The 15,103-nt window shown below is 62.4% G+C and carries 13 protein-coding genes; 8 read left to right on the top strand and 5 right to left on the bottom strand.

Annotated elements, in window-relative coordinates:
* The first annotated feature begins 75 nt into the window (after positions 1-75).
* The gene (locus ACLH0H_RS19255; RefSeq protein ID WP_411379218.1) at positions 76-1,536 is read left to right on the top strand and encodes an NAD-dependent succinate-semialdehyde dehydrogenase; all 1,461 of its coding nucleotides are present in this window, start codon (positions 76-78) and stop codon (positions 1,534-1,536) included.
* Positions 1,537-1,556: 20 nt separating this feature from the next.
* Positions 1,557-2,636: a tartrate dehydrogenase gene (locus ACLH0H_RS19260; RefSeq protein ID WP_411379219.1), complete on the top strand. Its 1,080-nt coding sequence runs from the start codon at positions 1,557-1,559 to the stop codon at positions 2,634-2,636.
* 647 nt (positions 2,637-3,283) lie between these two features.
* Here ACLH0H_RS19260 and ACLH0H_RS19265 read toward each other — a convergent pair.
* Positions 3,284-4,210: a 2-hydroxyacid dehydrogenase gene (locus ACLH0H_RS19265; protein WP_411379220.1), complete on the bottom strand. Its 927-nt coding sequence runs from the start codon at positions 4,208-4,210 to the stop codon at positions 3,284-3,286.
* 194 nt (positions 4,211-4,404) lie between these two features.
* On the opposite strand from ACLH0H_RS19265, the gene gabT reads away from it, so the two are divergent.
* The 3 genes from gabT to ACLH0H_RS19280 are packed head-to-tail and all read left to right on the top strand — an operon-like array spanning position 4,405 to position 6,923.
* Positions 4,405-5,697 carry a 4-aminobutyrate--2-oxoglutarate transaminase gene (gabT, locus tag ACLH0H_RS19270; protein ID WP_411379221.1) on the top strand — a complete coding sequence of 431 codons (1,293 nt, stop codon included), beginning with the start codon at positions 4,405-4,407 and terminating at the stop codon, positions 5,695-5,697.
* A gap of 47 nt (positions 5,698-5,744) precedes the next feature.
* Complete coding sequence (locus ACLH0H_RS19275; protein ID WP_411379222.1) at positions 5,745-6,389, top strand: 2-haloalkanoic acid dehalogenase; 645 nt, start codon at positions 5,745-5,747, stop codon at positions 6,387-6,389.
* Positions 6,390-6,434: 45 nt separating this feature from the next.
* On the top strand, positions 6,435-6,923 hold the full coding sequence (locus ACLH0H_RS19280) for an Lrp/AsnC family transcriptional regulator (RefSeq protein ID WP_010449292.1): 489 nt from the start codon (positions 6,435-6,437) through the stop codon (positions 6,921-6,923).
* A 57-nt stretch (positions 6,924-6,980) separates the two neighbouring features.
* Here ACLH0H_RS19280 and ACLH0H_RS19285 read toward each other — a convergent pair whose 3' ends face one another.
* Both ACLH0H_RS19285 and ACLH0H_RS19290 read right to left on the bottom strand, forming a co-directional pair.
* Positions 6,981-8,177: a DUF1835 domain-containing protein gene (locus tag ACLH0H_RS19285; RefSeq protein WP_411379223.1), complete on the bottom strand. Its 1,197-nt coding sequence runs from the start codon at positions 8,175-8,177 to the stop codon at positions 6,981-6,983.
* A 303-nt stretch (positions 8,178-8,480) separates the two neighbouring features.
* Complete coding sequence (locus tag ACLH0H_RS19290; protein ID WP_307391528.1) at positions 8,481-9,557, bottom strand: aldo/keto reductase; 1,077 nt, start codon at positions 9,555-9,557, stop codon at positions 8,481-8,483.
* 168 nt (positions 9,558-9,725) lie between these two features.
* On the opposite strand from ACLH0H_RS19290, the gene ACLH0H_RS19295 reads away from it, so the two are divergent.
* Both ACLH0H_RS19295 and ACLH0H_RS19300 read left to right on the top strand, forming a co-directional pair.
* Positions 9,726-10,658, top strand: a complete 933-nt coding sequence (locus ACLH0H_RS19295; protein WP_411379224.1) for a pyridoxamine 5'-phosphate oxidase family protein — start codon at positions 9,726-9,728, stop codon at positions 10,656-10,658.
* 379 nt (positions 10,659-11,037) lie between these two features.
* Complete coding sequence (locus ACLH0H_RS19300) at positions 11,038-11,496, top strand: REP-associated tyrosine transposase (protein ID WP_411379225.1); 459 nt, start codon at positions 11,038-11,040, stop codon at positions 11,494-11,496.
* A 143-nt stretch (positions 11,497-11,639) separates the two neighbouring features.
* On the opposite strand, the gene arnT is transcribed toward ACLH0H_RS19300, so the two are convergent.
* Positions 11,640-13,319: a lipid IV(A) 4-amino-4-deoxy-L-arabinosyltransferase gene (gene arnT / locus ACLH0H_RS19305; RefSeq protein ID WP_411379226.1), complete on the bottom strand. Its 1,680-nt coding sequence runs from the start codon at positions 13,317-13,319 to the stop codon at positions 11,640-11,642.
* Between the two features lie 177 nt (positions 13,320-13,496).
* Entirely contained in the window at positions 13,497-14,159 is a 663-nt protein-coding gene (locus ACLH0H_RS19310; RefSeq protein WP_411379227.1) for a histidine phosphatase family protein, read from the bottom strand.
* 274 nt (positions 14,160-14,433) lie between these two features.
* Between ACLH0H_RS19310 and ACLH0H_RS19315 the strand changes: the two genes are divergently transcribed.
* On the top strand, positions 14,434-15,102 hold the full coding sequence (locus ACLH0H_RS19315) for an ABC transporter ATP-binding protein (protein WP_411379228.1): 669 nt from the start codon (positions 14,434-14,436) through the stop codon (positions 15,100-15,102).
* Position 15,103: the final 1 nt, after the last annotated feature.

Below are 15,103 nucleotides of genomic sequence, written 5' to 3' on the forward strand. Positions count from 1 at the left end.
CTTCAACCGCGCTTTCGGCATCCTCATCCGTGGCGGTTCCCTAGACTGGAAGCTGTCTCGGATCAGGACTCGACCATGCTCAAGAATCGCTTGCAAGACCCCAGCCTGCTGGCTGAACTCGCCTACGTGGATGGCCAGTGGATCGCCGCCGACAGCGGTGCCACCCTGGACATCCGCGACCCCGCCAACGGCCGGTTGCTCGCGCAGGTGCCGGCGATGGATGCGGTCGATACACGCCGCGCCATCGACGCCGCCGAACAGGCCTGGCCCGCCTGGCGCGCACGCCCTGCGGCGGAGCGTGCGACGCTGCTGGAGCGCTGGTTCCAGGCGATGATCGACAACCTCGACGACCTGGCGCTGATCATGACCAGCGAACAGGGCAAGCCGCTGAACGAAGCGAAGGGCGAAGTGCGCTATGGCGCCGGCTTCGTCAAATGGTTCGCCGAGGAAGCGCGGCGGGTCTACGGTGAAACCATGCAGGCGCCCAGTGGAGATCGCCGTCTGTTGACGTTGAAACAACCGGTGGGCGTGTGCGCCGCGATCACGCCGTGGAACTTCCCCAACGCGATGATCACGCGCAAGTGCGCGCCTGCGCTGGCCGCCGGCTGCCCGATCATCGTCAAGCCGTCGGACCTCACACCGCTGTCGGCCCTGGCCCTGGCCGTGCTGGCTGACCGCGTCGGCATACCGGCGGGCGTGTTCAACGTCATCACCGGGCTGCCCGCCGGCATCGGCGCGGAGCTGACCGGCAATCCGGCGGTGCGCAAGATCTCCTTTACCGGCTCCACGGCCGTCGGCCGCCTGTTGATGCGTCAGAGCGCCGAGCACATCAAGCGCCTGAGCCTGGAGCTGGGCGGCAACGCGCCGTTTATCGTGTTCGACGACGCCGACCTGGAGCTGGCGGTGGCGGGGGTGATGATCAGCAAGTTCCGCAACGCCGGGCAAACCTGTGTGTGCGCCAACCGCATCCTGGTGCAGGCGGGGATTTATGAGCGTTTCGCCGCACGCCTGGTGCAAGAGGTGGGCAAGCTCAAGGTCGGCAACGGCCTGGAAGACGGCGTGACCATCGGCCCGCTGATCAACCGTGCGGCGGTCGACAAAGTCGCGCGGCATATCGACGATGCCCTGGGCCAGGGCGCCAAGCTGCTCTGCGGTGCGATCCCCAGCGGCGACAGCCAGTTCGTGCAACCCACGGTGCTCGGCGACACCCATGCCGGGATGTTGCTGGCCAATGAAGAAACCTTCGGCCCGGTGGCGCCGCTGATGCGCTTTACCGATGAAGCCCAGGCGCTCGCACTGGCCAACGCCACGCCGTACGGCCTGGGCGCCTATTATTTCACCCAGGACCTGCAGCGCTCGTGGCGTTTCGGCGAAGCGCTGGAGTTCGGCATGGTCGGGCTCAACACCGGGATCATCTCCATGGAAATCGCCCCGTTTGGCGGCATCAAGCAATCCGGGTTGGGCCGCGAAGGCAGCAAGTACGGCCTGGATGAGTACCTTGAAGTCAAAGCCTTCCACATCGGCGGCCTGAACTGACAGTTAATGAGGGGTGATCCATGAGCAAGGCATTCAGAATCGCGGCGATTGCCGGCGATGGCATTGGCAAGGAAGTGTTGCCCGAAGGACTGCGAGTACTGGAGCAGGCCGCCAAGGTCTGGGCGCTGGACCTGAGCATCGAAGTGCTCGACTGGGCCCATTGCGACTACTACCTGGAACATGGGCAGATGATGCCCGAGGACTGGTTCGAACAGCTCAAGGGCTTCGACGCGATCTACTTTGGCGCGGTGGGCTGGCCGGACAAAGTCCCTGACCATATTTCCCTGTGGGGCTCGCTGCTCAAGTTCCGCCGTGACTTTGACCAGTACGTGAATATCCGCCCGGTGCGCCTGTTTCCCGGCGTTCCATGCCCGCTGGCCGGGCGGGCGCCGGGGGACATCGACTTTGTGGTTATCCGCGAAAACACCGAGGGTGAATATTCATCGGTGGGCGGCAAGATGTTCGAAGGCACCGAGCATGAGTTCGTGCTGCAGGAGTCGGTGTTCACCCGGCGGGGTGTCGATCGCATTCTTAAGTTTGCCTTTGACCTGGCCCAAACGCGCCCGCGCAAGCGCTTGACGGCGGCGACCAAGAGCAACGGGATATCCATCAGCATGCCGTACTGGGATGAGCGCACGGCGCTGATGGCGGCGAATTATCCCGAGGTGGCCTGGGACAAGCAGCACATCGATATCTTGTGCGCGCGGTTTGTGCTGCAACCGGATCGGTTTGATGTGGTGGTGGCGTCGAATCTGTTCGGCGACATCCTGTCGGACCTGGGACCGGCGTGCGCGGGGACAATCGGCATTGCGCCCTCGGCGAACCTGGATCCGCAGCGGCGGTTTCCGTCACTGTTTGAACCGGTGCACGGCTCGGCGCCGGATATTTACGGGCAGAACATTGCAAACCCGATAGCGATGATCTGGTCGGGGGCGTTGATGCTGGATTTCCTCGGCCATGGCGATGAACGCTATCGGGCGGCGCATGATGGGATTCTGCAGGCGATCGAAGCGGTGATTGCCGACGGGCCGATTACGCCGGATCTGGGCGGGAAGGGTTCGACACAGGAGGTAGGGCTGGCGATTGCAGCCAGGCTGTAACGCAGTCAACCATGTGGAGCTCCCACAAGAGATCTGCGTTGTCGGGGGGATCTCGGTTGTGCCTGCGAACACAATTTCTGCTACAACGCAGATCAACTGTGGGAGCTGTCGAGCCCCGGCGAGGCTGCGAAGGCGGCGGTACTGCTGGCATCTTCATTGCCTGACCCACCGCTTTCGCAGCCTCGCTAAAGCTCGACAGCTCCCACAAGGGCTCGGCTGTGTCAGGTGAAGTTGGGTTGTGCCTGCGAGCGCACTCTCAGCAACAACAGAGATCAAATGTGGGAGCTGTGGAGCCCCGGCGAGGCTGCGAAGGCGGCGGTACTGCTGGTATTTTCGTCGCCTGACCCACCGCTATCGCAGCCTCGCTAAAGCTCGGGAGCTCCCACAGAGAACCGGCTGTGTCAGATGAAGTTGGGTTGTGCCTGCGAGCGCACTCTCAGCAACAACAGAGATCAACTGTGGGAGCTGTCGAGCCCCGGCGAGGCTGCGAAGGCGGCGGTACTGCCGACATCTTTATCGCCTGACCCACCGCTATCGCAGCCTCGCTAAAGCTCGACAGCTCCCACAGGGAACCGGCGATATCAGGTGAAGTTGGGTTGTACCTGCGAGCGTAATCGTCGGCGACGACAACCTCCCTATTTTGATCATCAGTAACCCAGTGATCGATCCACCTCACCCACCATCGGCTCACCGCTTTCGAACCGACGGATATTCTCCAGCAACACCCCAAACGCACTGTGCGGTTGGGTCATCGCCGCAATGTGGGGCGTGAGCACAATCTGCGGGTGATCCCAGAACGCATGATTCGCCGGTGCCGGCTCTTCCTGCAGCACATCCAGCACCGCGCCGCTCAACTGCCCGCTCCCCAGCGCCGTAAGCAAGTCCTCTTCCACGAGATGTCCGCCACGGCCCATGTTGATCAATGCCGCTCCACGGGGCAGTTGGTCAAACAGGCGATGGTTGAGAATCCCCTGGGTCTGCTCCGTCAACGGCAGCACACACAACAGAATGTCGCACTGGCTCAGGAATGCCGGCAATTGCTGCTGACCGGCGTAGCAGTCCACCCCCGCGATCTGATGCGCACTGCGCGCCCAGCCCGATAAGGCAAACCCCAGCGGCGCTAGTGTCGCCAGAATCTGCTGCGCCTGGGCACCCAAGCCCATCACGCCCACGCGGCGGTTGGCCGCCGGCTGCAACAGGTGCGCCTGCCAGCACCGCGCAACCTGTTGCTGGCGATAGCGCAACATATCCCGGTGCAGGCTGAGCACCGCCCAACTGGCGTATTCGCACATGCCACGGGTAATACCGGGGTCCAGCAGGCGCACCACGGGCAAATCAGGCGGCAAACGCGAAAGGTCGAGCTGGTCGACCCCGGCCGACAGCGCAAACAACACTTTCAGGTTGGGCAGCAATTGCGCCACATCGTCCGGTGCCGTCCAGGCGGCGAGGTATTCGATTTCTGCGGGGTTGCCCAGGTCCGGCCAGGCGCGCCAGGCAATATCCGGCGCCTGTTCGGCAAAGAGCGCCTGCCAGTGTTGGCCACGTACCGGGTCGGCTTTGTAGAGCAAGGCCATGGAGGTTTCCTGTGCGATGAGGGTAGCGATCATCATCGCCCAAAGCCCGGCGCAGGATCTGTTGAAACGCGGGGGCAAAACAGTCGATACGAATGTCCTGCGGGGCAAGTTCGGCGTAGTGCGTTGCCCGCACACCGTAATCTGGAGAGCATCGCAACCACCTCCCGGTTGCCGGACTCACGATGGGAAATGCCATGAACAGCAAAGTCGACGAAACCCCTCATTTGCTCCGTCAGCGCGAGCAGTTCGTGCCGCGTGGGCTGGTCACCGCGCACCCGCTGGTGATCGACCGCGCCCAGGGCGCCGAGTTGTGGGATGTGGATGGCAAGCGTTATCTGGATTTCGTCGGCGGCATTGGCGTGCTCAATATCGGCCACAACCACCCCAAGGTGGTGGCTGCCGTGCAAGCCCAGTTGCAGAAGGTGTCCCACGCCTGTTTCCAAGTGGTGGCCTACCAGCCTTACCTCGACCTGGCCCAGCGCCTGTGTGAAATGATCGGCGGGCAGGAGGCCTATAAAGCGGCGTTCTTCACCTCGGGTGCCGAGGCGGTGGAAAATGCGGTGAAAATCGCCCGTGCCCATACCAATCGTTCGGCGGTCATCGCCTTTCGCGGTGGGTTCCACGGCCGTACCTTGCTGGGCACCACGCTCACGGGCATGAGCCAACCCTACAAACAGAACTTCGGGCCGTTTGCGCCGGAAGTGTTCCACACGCCTTACCCGAATGCGTATCGCGGCGTGACCAGCGATCTCGCACTCAAGGCCCTCGATGAATTGCTGGCGACCCAAGTGGCGCCGGAACGCGTGGCGGCGATCCTCATCGAGCCGGTGCAGGGCGATGGCGGTTTCCTCGCCGCGCCGCCGGAGTTTCTCCAGGCGCTGCGCACGTTGGCGGACAAGCACGGCATCGTGTTGATCCTCGACGAGATCCAAACCGGCTTTGGTCGCACCGGTACCTGGTTCGGTTTCCAGCACGCCGGTATCCAGCCCGACCTGGTCACCGTGGCCAAGAGCCTGGCCGGCGGCTTGCCGTTGTCCGGGGTGGTCGGCAAGGCGCAGATCATGGACGCACCGCTGCCCGGCGGTCTCGGTGGCACCTATGGCGGCAATGCCTTGGCCTGCGCGGCGGCGCTGGCGGTGATCGATGCGTTCGAACAAGAGCAATTGCTGGCGCGCAGCCAGGTGCTGGGCGAACGCCTTCGCCAGGGCCTGCTCGGTTTGCAGGCGCGCTATCCGGTTATCGGCGATGTACGCGGTACCGGCTTCATGCTGGCCATCGAGCTGATCAAGAATGACCCGGCGCGCACCCCGGATGCCGACCTCAACCAACAGGTGATCGATGCCGCCCGTGCCGGTGGCTTGCTGGTGATCAAATGCGGTGTATACCGCAACGTGCTGCGCTTCCTCGCGCCGCTGGTGACCACTGAAGCTCAGGTTGACGAAGCGTTGCAGATTCTCGACGCGGCCTTGGCACGGGTCTTGAACTGAGGCAGTGCCCGTTACGGGCCAAACGCATCAAGGAGGCTTGACCCACCATGGGGCTGACAGATTATCGAGCGTTACTGATCGATTGCGATGAAGTGCTGGTGGACCGCGACTCGGGGGTGTGGGCGGCCTTGCAACCGCTGCTCGACAACCGTGGCGGGCAGCCGTCCAGGGAACAGGTGCTGGCCGAATTCAACGAGGTGGTGGCCACGCTCTACCCGCGCTTCGCCGAGCTGGGCTTCAGTGGCGTGTTGTGTTTCGCCCATCGCCAACTCGCCGAGACGTGGGGGCAGCACGCCAGTTGGGAGGAGGGCATGAGCTTTGCCCGTTCGGCAGGCAATTGGTCATTGTTCGAGGATGCGCCGGGCGCGATGTTGTACTTGCGCAAGTTCTACCGCCTGTTGGTCCGCGGCGACCGCGATGCGCAAGACCGCGGCGTGTTGTGCGAGCGGCTGGGGATTGCACCGGAAGACTTCATTTCCCTGGCCGAGGACCCACAATGGCTCAATCGCCAAGGCGCCGAGGTGCAGCCGACGTTGCATATCACTCGACCATCGGTCGGCACGCAGGTGGCGCTGGACCGCTGCCTGATCGGCCGCCATCGCGCCCGGCAGCCTTCGCCGTGCGCGGCGGACTACTGCATCAACAGCATGGCGGATCTGGTGGCGCAGCATCAGCTGTCTTTACGGCGCTGATTTTGCTAGAAGATTGTCTTACAAACGGCAGTCAAGAGGTACGCAATGGAAGGGCAAGTCAAGCTGGACCGGATCGACATCAGCATTCTGGTCGAACTGCAAAAAGACGGCCGGATGACCAATGTCAGCCTCGCCGACGCCGTGGGCCTGTCCGCCAGCCCGTGCCTGCAACGGGTCAAGCGGCTGGAGTCGGCAGGTTATATCTCCAGCTACAAGGCGCACTTGAACCTTGCCAAGATTACCGATTCGGTCACGGTGTTTACCGAGATCACCCTCAGCGACCACAAGCGCGAAGACTTCGCCAAGTTCGAATCCAACATCCGCCTGGTCGATGAAGTGCTCGAATGCCACTTGATCAGCGGCGGCTACGATTACTTGGTGCGCTTCATGACCCGCAGCATCCAGCACTACCAGGAAGTGGTCGAAAGCCTGCTGGACAAGAACATCGGCATTTCCAAGTACTTCAGTTATATCGTGATCAAGTCCCCGGTGCTCAAGGACGGCGTGCCGCTGCGCAAGTTGCTGCGGCATTGAAATCGCCTGCCTGGCAGGCGACCTCGGTCTATAGACCCTCGCTTTATGCGCTGAAGGTCAAGTACGCCGCACCGGACGATTGTTTGCATCCACCGTCCAATGAGGTTTGCCGGGCCTGATGCAGGTGCCGCCCACCCAACGCTCGTGCGAAGCATGGTCGGGCCAATACGCCTGTGCGTTGAGCACGTCATGGCCCAATGGGGTCAGTGCCAGCGGGCGTCGTGGCCACTCCTGGTGCGTCTCGGTTTCGGTGAGCAAGGGCTGCTCGCCATCGATCAACGGCCGCAACAGCGCATGAAACATCATGTCCCCCAGGAAGGGCAGCGGCTCGCGCTGGCTCATCAATTCGGCGAACACCCGGCCGAAGGGGACTGGCCCGGCCTCGGCAATGCAGGTCAGGGCCAGGCGTTCGGTCAGCGATAAGCCATCGCGGATACCCGGCAATTCCTGCAACTGGCGCAACAGCGCGGGTGCCAGCAAAGGCAGGGCGGCATGGGTGCCGTGGGCCAGCTTGGCCAAGGCCTCGGGTGACGGTGCGCAATACGCCGACCAGGCTTGTCTGGCCAATTGCACCGCGTCGTCACCGATCAGCCGTCGCTGCGGCCACAGCCAGGCGAGTACATCAGGGGCCAACTGGCCGATGCCGATAAAGCGTTCGACACCCGGGATACGGTCGACTTCGATCAGCTCCAGCTTGCGCGGTGCCTGCGCCAGCCCGGCGAGCGCGCGAATCAGGAACAGTTGGTCGTAGGCATCCGCTTCGCACCACAGCACGCTGTGCTCGGCGGTGCCCAACGTGGCGAGCTGGTCGTATTCATCGGCGACGCGGCGGGTTACCTGCGCGGCGTCGATGGCAAAGGCCTGGCTGATAAAGGCGCTGCGCATGGCGCGGAATTCGTCGTCTGGCACGTCGCGAACCGGGCCCATGCACAGCGGATCGCTGAGCATCTGGAATTGCCCCTTGAACCCGGCTACTTGCAGGCTGCGGGCAATGTCATTGCCGCAGCGCCAGTGCGTGGTGCGGGCTTCATCGCTGGCTGCGAAGTCGGGGTGGCGGCTGGCGAAGTCGATGGCATCCACATGCGCCTTGAGTTTGGGCCAACTGCTGAAACCTAGCTGTTTGGCAATCTCCCACTGAGCCTGGGACAGGGTGGCGTTCGGGTCTTGGGCTTTGAGGCGCGGCAACAGTTCCTTGGCACGCTTGCGCTGTTGCTCGAGGTTGAGGCGGCCATTGGTGTTGAAGTGACGGGACATACGATCTCCTTGCACAAACCTTTTCCGCTTCAAGGTGGGGAGTCGTAGACAAAGAGAGTGTTGCAAGGTCTTGGGCGCAGCCCTTTCCGCGGAAGGTGGCGTAGAGAGCGCCAGGCGGGAAATATAGGAGGTGCGGTGTTCGATTGCAAATCACAGGGGTTCACACCGAGCAAATGTGGGCGCGGGCTTGCTCGCGAAAGCGGAGTGTCAGTCAATACATTCCTGACTGACCCAGCGCTTTCGCGCGCAAGTCGAATCGTCGCACCGCCGCTCCCACAGTTTTTGATCTGCTATGTGTCTGCGCTACTTGTCCTTACGCGCATCCATGGTCTTCTGATGCTCCGCCAGAAACGGCTGCTCCGCCGGGTCAAAACGGTCGATCCCGGCGGTAAACCGATGCCAATACGGATACAACGGCTGGCGACGCGTCACCGCTTCAATGCGCGAGGATTGTTCCTCGGTCAGCTTCAGTTCGGTGGCCGCCAGGTTGTCGCGCAGGTGCGCTTCGGTGCGGGCGCCGATGATCAGCGAGGTGATGCCCGGTCGATCCTTGAGCCAGGCCAGGCACGTGCGCGCAACCGAGACACCGTGCTCATCGCCGACGGCGGCGAGGGTCTCGATGATGTCCAGCGCGCGCTCCTGGTCATGCACATAGGGTTCCGGCCAGCCGCTGCCCTGGCGGGTGTTGGCGGGCGGCTTGTGCCCGCGACGGGTCGAACCGGTCAACAAGCCTTCGCCCATCGGTCCCCACACCAGGGTGCCCACGTGCTGGTCCAGCGCCAGTGGCAGCAGCTCGTACTCGGCTTCGCGGGATTCCGGGGTGTAGTAGATCTGCTGGGTGATGGGTTTGAGCATGCCGTGCAGCTCGGCCTTACCCAGGGTTTTCATCATTTGCCAGGCGGTGAAATTACTGGTGCCGAAATAGCGGATTTTGCCCGAGCCCACCAGCAGCCGCAGCGCTTCGAGGGTTTCCTCGATGGGCGTCATGCCGTCCCAATTGTGCAATTGGTACAGGTCGATATGGTCGGTGCCCAAGCGTTTCAAACTGGCTTCGCAGGCACGAATCAAGTGGTAGCGCGATGAGCCGGAGTTGTTCGGATTCTTGTCCACGGGGCTGCGACCTTTGGTGGCCAGCAGGATCTCGTTGCGCTTGTCGCCCAGGGCCTTTCCGACCACCTCTTCGGCCAGCCCGTGGGAATAGAGGTCGGCGGTGTCGACCATGTTCACACCCGCGTCGAACGCGATGTCGAACATGCGCTTGGCCTGCGGAACATCAACCGATCCGCATTGTTCAAATTCGGCGCGACCGCCAAAGGGCACGGTGCCCAGGATGATTTCGGATACCAGCAGGCCGGAATGGCCCAGTTGTCGGTATTGCATGTCGCCTCCTACTTTGCGTTGCACGTGAAGGTGTGAGCGACAGGGGTGGCGATAGTTTGAATTTTTTCATGAAAACTTCGTGCGGTTGTCTCACCAACGCGCCGACCGGATTGCTTCATCCGGTGAAATGCTGGATTGTTGATCCTGGTGATTCCACTGGAGCGCGCCATGAACCCGATCGAACAAACTCCCTGGCATGCCGGCGAACGGCAGATGCAAGCAGCAGTTGGCGTGGCCGATCGGATGGCGATGATCGGGCCCAAGGTGATTCGCGATCACCTGCCGGAACAGCATCGGGATTTCTACCCCTTGTTGCCGTACCTGATGCTAGGTGTGGTGGACGAGCAGGGCATTCCCTGGGCCACGATGATTGAAGGCGCACCAGGTTTTGCCCACTCGCCGGACCCACTGACGCTGCAGATCGACAGACTGCCGTCGGTAGGCGATCCGGCGCGTAACGCACTGCAGCCCGGCGCATCGGTAGGCTTGCTGGGCATCGACCTCAACACCCGCCGCCGCAACCGCATGAACGGGCGTATCGGCGCGTTCGATCATGAGGGCTTTTCGGTCGACGTGGTGCAGGCCTTTGGCAACTGCCCCAAGTACATCCAACTGCGGCCAGTCGACGCCGTCGCCCGCAAACCCGGCATCCTGGTCGAACGCTTGAACGGGCTCGACGAAGCGGCACAGGCCTTGATCCGCAACGCCGACACTTTCTTCGTCGCCAGCTACATCGAGGCGCACGGCCAGCGCTCGGTGGACGTTTCTCACCGGGGCGGCAACACCGGCTTTGTGCGGGTTGAAGGCAACGTACTGACCATTCCCGACTTCGCCGGCAACCTGTTCTTCAACACCCTGGGTAATCTGCAGGTGAACCCGGTGGCGGGGTTGTTGTTCATCGATTTTGCATCGGGCGATGTGCTGCAACTGTCCGGACGCACATCGTTGATCCTCGACGGCCCGCAAGTGGCGCTGTACGAGGGCGCCCAACGCGTGTGGACGGTAACCGTGGAACACACGGTCCGGCGCCCGGCGGCGTTGGCGTTGAGGTGGGTGTTTGCGGAATTTTCGCCGTTCAGTCTGGGGATGGGGCATTGGTAGCCACGCAACATTTCGCGCAGCCTGTGGAGATCAAATGTGGGAGCTGTCGAGCTTCAGCGAGGCTGCGAAGGCGGCGGCACTGCTGGAAGAAATGGGACCTGATACACCGCTTTCGCAGCATAGGTATCTACACAACTTTCAAAGGTTGAAATCTCTCTGTAGTGAGCGGGCTTGCCCCGCGCTGGGTGGCGAAGCCGCCCCAACCGGAACGCCGCGGTGAGCCAGGTGAGGCCGGGTTGACTGGTTTTGGGGCGGCTTCGCCACCCAGCGCGGGGCAAGCCCGCTCACTACACATATCCTGTGACCTGTTTGTGACGGTTCGCTGGAAATCGTGAGCTAGCGTTGATGCTCTTAGGGAACTGTTCCAGGAGCGAAGGGTTTGCGCCCAACACCTCAAACCCACCGTCTGCGTCACGGTCGTTACTCGGAGCACGGACGTAGCTACCTCATCACCATTGTGGTTCATCACCGCCAGCGTTTGTTTACCGACCTGTTCCTGGGTCGCCTGCTGGTTGCAGAGTTTCGGCAGGTTCATGAACTTGGCCTGGTCGATTCCATGGCCTGGGTAATCATGCCCGACCATATCCATTGGTTGTTTGAGCTGAAACAGCAGACATTGGGCGATGTCGTTCGGCGTATCAAATCGCGCAGTACGCTGACGATTAACAAGCGTCGCCGAAGTAAAGAACGGGTCTGGCAGCCCGGCTATCACGATAGGGCTGTGCGTGCGGAAGACGATATTCGTACGATGGCGCGCTACATCATTGCAAACCCGTTGCGCGCTGGCTTGGTTGAGCGAGTGGGCGACTACGCATTATGGGACGCCGCCTGGCTCTGACGTAGTGAGCGGGCTTGTCCCGCGCTGGGTGGCGAAGCCGCCCCAACCGGAACGCCGCGGTGAGCCAGGAGAGACCGGGTTGACTGGTTTTGGGGCGGCTTCGCCCCCCAGCGCGGGACAAGCCCGCTCACTACATTACGCTGTCAGTTGATCAGTCCTGCGTTCTTGACGGGCAACTGCGGATACAGGATCAGTTCCAGACAGCCTTTGTAGTATCGCTTGCCGCCAGGCGGCAGTTGCCCTGCCTCGCGCATTTCACTGGTGCTGTTGACTCGCATCAGCACCCCCACGGAGCCGTGCTGGCGCGCGTCGTTGAGCCAGGCCTGAACCTGTTCCAGTTCCACTTTGCGGTGCACCGCGCCGGCGTATTGCAGGCCGTAGCGCAACTCACCCTCGGTGTCGTACAGCGCCACTTCGGGACGCTGCAGGCGCCAGGCCAGGGCGCTGGCGCTGCCGAGTTCGTTGCTCAGCAGGGCGTTGGTCTGCTGCAGTTCCTGCAGGTGTTCAAGCACAAACTGGTCGGGCATTTCGTTGTTGGCGATCCACCCCGGCATGCTCGCCGGCAGCAGTATCACCAACAGGCCGATGCCCAGGACCGGCGTTGCCCACAGCGTCAGCGGGCGAAAGGCTTGCAGCAGGTTGCAGAGGATCCACCCCAGCAAGACGATAAACGCCAGGGACAGGCTGAACATCTCGGCGTGGCTGTTGCTGTACAGCGGCCTTGCGATTTGCAGGTAGATCAGGCCGATCATGGCAACCATGCCGATCACGAAGTTGAGCAGGCCGTTGAGGCAAATTGTGCGGGCGCGGCCGCTGCTGATCAGGTCCGCCAGGGTATGCCCCATCAGCAATGCCAAGGGCAGCAGGCACGGCATGATGTAGGTCGGCAGTTTGCCGTTGCTCAGGCTGAACAAACCCAGGGGCAATAGCAGCCACAAGGCCAGGAAGAGGATCGCGGGGTGGCGTTTTTCATCCCAGGCCTTGCGCAAGGTGGCGGGGAGCAGTCCTGCCCAAGGCAGGCATGACACCGCGATGATCGGCAGGAAGAACCACCATGGCCGCACGTGTTGCGCGTTGTCGGCGCTGAAGCGGCGAATGTGTTCATTCCAGAAAAAGAAGCGCCAGAAGTCCGGTTCCTGAAAATGCACCGCCAGCATCCACGGCAGGCTTATCAGCACCGCCACCAGCATGGCCAACGGGCCATAGCGCAGCAATTCGCCCAGGCGGCGTTGCCATAGCATGTATGGCACGGCAACCAGCACCGGCAGCACCCAGGCCAGGAAGCCCTTGGTCAGCAAACCCATGGCGCAGGCCAGGCCCACGATCGCCCAGGCCCCTAGACGGCCACGCAGTGTGGCGCTGTCGAGTGCAAACCACAGGGCCACCAGGCTCAGGTTGACCCACAGGGTGAATGGCGGATCGAGATTGGAATAGCCCGCTTGCCCCGCAACCAGCCCGAAGCTCAGGTAGAGCAGGGCGCAGGCAAAGCTTTTGCGTGGGTCATTCCACAACCGGCGGGCAATCAGGTAGGCGAGCAGCACGCTCAGGCCGCTTGTCACGGCCGAGGCGATGCGCACACCGAACAGGTTCTGGCCGAACACCGCCTGGCCCAGGGCGATCAACCAGTAGCCGCCGGCGGGCTTTTCGAAGTAGCGGATACCCATGAAATGCGGCGCTATCCAGTTGCCGCTCTGGAGCATTTCCTGGCTGATCTGGGCGTAGCGGGTTTCATCGGGCGTCCATAAACCGTGCAAGCCCAGGGGCAGCAGGTAAAACGCGGCAAAGGCCAGCAACAGGATTGGCAGGGGTTTTAATCGAGTCATGCAGACGTCGCTCCCTGACGTTTAGTGGTGGGCCGTTGAGGTAAAGAACTGATAGAGGAAGAGGTCACAGCATTCACTGGGTTGCGGAAGAAATTCATGACGTCCTTGATTAAAAGGCGCAGCTCAACATGCCAGAACAGCGCTGTCTTTTTACTGAACAGGCAGGCGGGAGTGTGGCTAGAGATGCTTCAGCGCGGCGGGCCAGTCCGGGCTGTTGACGATGCCCAAAGGCTTGAACGTGCCGTTGGGCAACACCTGCACGAACAGTGCGCTGCCGTACTGGGGGAAGGTGGCGTGTGGAAAGCCCAGGGTACTTTCGAAGTCGGCTATGCAGCCGCTGTGCGTGACGAAAACCAGGTTGCGCCCCGAGGTCTTGTGGCTCAACAGTTCCTCGCCCATTGCCGCGCCGCAGACGGCTTGCTGGCCGGAGGTCAGCTCGTTTTTGCCGAACATGAAACGCAAGGTCTGGGCAGTGCGAATGGCCGGGCTGGCCAGCACGTCGCTACCGTCCATGCCCAGTGTTCTGAAGGCTTTCCCCAGGGTTTGCGCCTGCTGGCTGCCGTTGACCGTCAGGCCTTCGACAGGGCCCAGGCAGGGGTTGGCCGAGCGGTCGCAGCGCTCTTCATGACGCACCAGCACGATCAGGTCGCCGTCACGCCATAGGGGCAGCACGTCGGATGCCAGCAGGCGGTTGCCGACGCCCAGGTCCGTTGGCGAAGCGTGCCAGAACAGGTTGCCGGCGAGCAACACCCCCACCACCGCGGCCCCCAGCCACAGCCGTTGCAGGCGCTTGATAAAGGCCCGTCGCGAACGCGGTTTGGTCAGGGTAAGGTTAACCACATCATCACCATGGGCAGTGTCGTGTCAGTGAGTCGCAACCTGTTGGCGAATGCCTGTAGTGGAGCCGAAAGCTGGCACAGGGGGGCTGTCTTTTCGCTGAACAGGTTGCGGTTGAAAGTGGTCAAGCGTAATAGCCGGACATTGCCGGCGGATGACCATGGCCGGCACTGTAGAGTGGGCCGGGTGGGCAGCCGGTGAAATCCATGTGAAAAATTTGCGTGACGTTGAGCGACAGCCGTTATTCTCGATAGCCACCCATCAAGCGAGTGTTGTCATGTTGCAGGTGCACGGTGTGTTTAAAAGCTACGCCACTCCCCAGGGCCCGTTGGCGGTGTTGGCGGGTGTGGATCTGCACTTGGCCGAGCGCGGCAGCCTGGCGTTGATGGGCGAGTCGGGCAGCGGCAAGAGCACTCTGTTGCACCTGGTGGCGGGACTGGATCGAGTGGATGGCGGCAGCATCCTGGTCGGTGAGCAACGCCTCGACCAACTCAGCGAGGCGCAACTGGCCCATTGGCGGCGTACGCAAATCGGCCTGGTGTTCCAGCAGTTCAACCTGATCGGCAGTTTGCGGGTCGAGGACAACCTGGCGTTCCAGGCGCGGCTGGCGGGCCGGTTTGACCGACAATGGCAGGCGCAGTTGGTGGAGCGCCTGGGCCTGGGCGATCTGCTCAAGCGCTACCCGGAGCAACTCTCCGGCGGCCAGCAGCAACGGGTGGCTGTGGGCCGCGCGTTGGCGTCGCGGCCCGGCCTGTTATTGGCCGACGAGCCCACCGGCAACCTTGACGAAGCCACCAGCGACGAGGTGCTGCATTTGCTGCTGGACCTGCTGCGCGACAGCCCCACCAGCCTGTTGATGGTCACCCACAGCCCACGCATTGCCGCGCGGCTGGACCGGCAGGTGGTGCTGCACCGCGGTCGTGTCGTACCCGCGAGCGGCGTGTGAG

The organism is Pseudomonas sp. MPB26 (assembly GCF_046605355.1).
Taxonomy (GTDB): domain Bacteria; phylum Pseudomonadota; class Gammaproteobacteria; order Pseudomonadales; family Pseudomonadaceae; genus Aquipseudomonas; species Aquipseudomonas cedrina.

Bases quoted from the DNA above. Each gene is read 5' to 3' on its own strand.
- ACLH0H_RS19280 (WP_010449292.1), top strand. From the start codon at position 6,435: ATGGAAGGGCAAGTCAAGCTGGACCGGATCGACATCAGCATTCTGGTC.
- arnT (WP_411379226.1), bottom strand. From the start codon at position 13,319: ATGACTCGATTAAAACCCCTGCCAATCCTGTTGCTGGCCTTTGCCGCG.
- ACLH0H_RS19265 (WP_411379220.1), bottom strand. From the start codon at position 4,210: ATGGCCTTGCTCTACAAAGCCGACCCGGTACGTGGCCAACACTGGCAG.
- ACLH0H_RS19260 (WP_411379219.1), top strand. From the start codon at position 1,557: ATGAGCAAGGCATTCAGAATCGCGGCGATTGCCGGCGATGGCATTGGC.
- ACLH0H_RS19290 (WP_307391528.1), bottom strand. From the start codon at position 9,557: ATGCAATACCGACAACTGGGCCATTCCGGCCTGCTGGTATCCGAAATC.
- gabT (WP_411379221.1), top strand. From the start codon at position 4,405: ATGAACAGCAAAGTCGACGAAACCCCTCATTTGCTCCGTCAGCGCGAG.
- ACLH0H_RS19315 (WP_411379228.1), top strand. From the start codon at position 14,434: ATGTTGCAGGTGCACGGTGTGTTTAAAAGCTACGCCACTCCCCAGGGC.
- ACLH0H_RS19285 (WP_411379223.1), bottom strand. From the start codon at position 8,177: ATGTCCCGTCACTTCAACACCAATGGCCGCCTCAACCTCGAGCAACAG.
- ACLH0H_RS19295 (WP_411379224.1), top strand. From the start codon at position 9,726: ATGAACCCGATCGAACAAACTCCCTGGCATGCCGGCGAACGGCAGATG.
- ACLH0H_RS19255 (WP_411379218.1), top strand. From the start codon at position 76: ATGCTCAAGAATCGCTTGCAAGACCCCAGCCTGCTGGCTGAACTCGCC.
- ACLH0H_RS19275 (WP_411379222.1), top strand. From the start codon at position 5,745: ATGGGGCTGACAGATTATCGAGCGTTACTGATCGATTGCGATGAAGTG.